This is a genomic window from Dietzia aerolata, assembly GCF_014144865.1.
Taxonomy (GTDB): domain Bacteria; phylum Actinomycetota; class Actinomycetes; order Mycobacteriales; family Mycobacteriaceae; genus Dietzia; species Dietzia aerolata.
In genome coordinates this window covers 1-1,670 of the sequence record NZ_JAALDM010000157.1, presented here as the reverse complement: position 1 = coordinate 1,670, position 1,670 = coordinate 1, and the positions used below count along the sequence as shown (strand labels likewise).

At 69.3% G+C, this 1,670-nt stretch carries 1 protein-coding gene and 1 pseudogene; both read right to left on the bottom strand.

Annotated elements, in window-relative coordinates; all coding sequences use genetic code 11:
- Nucleotides 1-125 precede the first annotated feature (125 nt).
- Nucleotides 126-998, bottom strand: a complete 873-nt coding sequence (locus G6016_RS10210; RefSeq protein WP_182632554.1) for a hypothetical protein — start codon at nt 996-998, stop codon at nt 126-128.
- 436 nt (nt 999-1,434) lie between these two features.
- A pseudogene (locus tag G6016_RS10205) lies at nt 1,435-1,670 on the bottom strand (hypothetical protein); the annotation flags it as partial.

Here is a 1,670-nt window from a genome sequence, read left to right as displayed (position 1 = left end):
GCCCCCCCCACCAGCTCCGTCGTCCCACGAGCCGCCGCCCGCCAGCCCCCACCAGCCGCCGCCCCGCCAGCCCCCACCAGCCCCCTCGAGCCACCGCCGCAGCTCCCGGCCACATGTCGCGCCGGTCATCGAGCAGTGGCATAAGCCTGGCGGACCAGCCTGAGCAGCTCGTTCCTGTTCTTGTAGTACAGGTGCTTGGTCACCACGATCACGGTCCAGCCGGCGGCGATCAGTCCGTTCCGCCGTTCGGTGTCGTGCCTGATCTGGGCCGGGCTGTCGAAGTGGCCGTCGCCGTCGTACTCGATGGCGATCTTCCGCGCGACGTCTGCGAGGTCGATGCGGCAGCGCAGTTCGGGCAGTCGCACCTGCGGCACCAGGTCGGTGAAGCCGGCGTCGTAGAGCGTGAGCCGGAGCCGGGTTTCCATCGGTGACTCCGAATCCATACTGGCTGCGGCGAAGACTCTCCGGGCGCGCGCCGCACCCCACCTGCCGCTGAGCGAGGGCAGCATGTCGGGGACGTCCTCGAGTCGCAGATAGTGTCCGTGCGCGAACTCGACCGCGATCACCGCATCCTCGAACTGCAGGAATCGGGCGAGGTCGAACACGGTCCAGAGGGGCGTTGTGACGGCGGCGTCGGCTTTGACCGTCACAGCATCGGGCGGGATCGGGTATCGACGGATCGTTACGCCCGCGCGGCGTCGCATGCTCGGACCCACACAGATCTCGGGCGCGGCGTCTCTGGGCGCCTGCCCGCCGTGAACTGCGACCGCGGACCATCCGCACAGGACGCCGTCCGGGTAGAGCTTGCTCAGTGCGAGGGATCGCGCTCGGAGGTCATCGGGGTGGTCGACCGGGAGGACCAGACCGGTGGTGATGCTGCGATATTGGTCTCTGCGTTCGGCTCGGGTGAGGCGGTCCAGCGCCGGGCCGTGGAGCGCGGGCGAGGGGATCAATGGTGAATGTCGGGGCCACGGGCGCTTGGGGTCTTCGATGTACACGTCTGACACAGTGGCGTCTCCGATCTGTGCCCTCGCGCGGATCCGAGGCTCGGCGGGCTCTTCCTGTGGAGGCGCCCGGCCGCTGGGGGACGACGGTGTTGCCTGGTAGCCGCCGTAGTCACCGACAAATACGACGACGACGCCCGCTCATTCGCCCCTCCGCAGGTCTGCATCGTCATTGGCGCGCTTTTGATGCGCAAGCGACTGTCCGGCGGTCTAGAAGGATGCGCAAGTCGGGAGGGTGTGCGTAAGCCGGAGGGTGGGTCGGGTTGGCGGGGGTGCGCTTCTTTTGGGGCGCGGTGTGGATGCATAACCCGGTGCGCGGGCGGCTGAGGGGATGCGCAAGCCAGAAGGAGGTGCGCAAGCCGGGTGGCGCGGGCGGTCGAGGGGATGCGCAAGTCGGGAGGGGGTGCGTAACCCGCAGGGGCGCATTACCCTAGCGGGGCTTGAACGCCCCCGACCCCTGCCCGCGCAGCCACACCCGGTCCCCGGCGGGCTCGGCGCCGAGGGTGGTCAGATCGCGGGCCCGGAACTTGAAGCTCGCGGTCCGCGGCAGCGCCGAGGTGATCCGCAGCAACGACGGCCACTGCTTCGGCCCCAGATCTGCCTGGCCTGCGAGGAATTCGCCGAACCCCTCGGCGAACCAGCAGGCCACCGCAGAACTCGCATCAC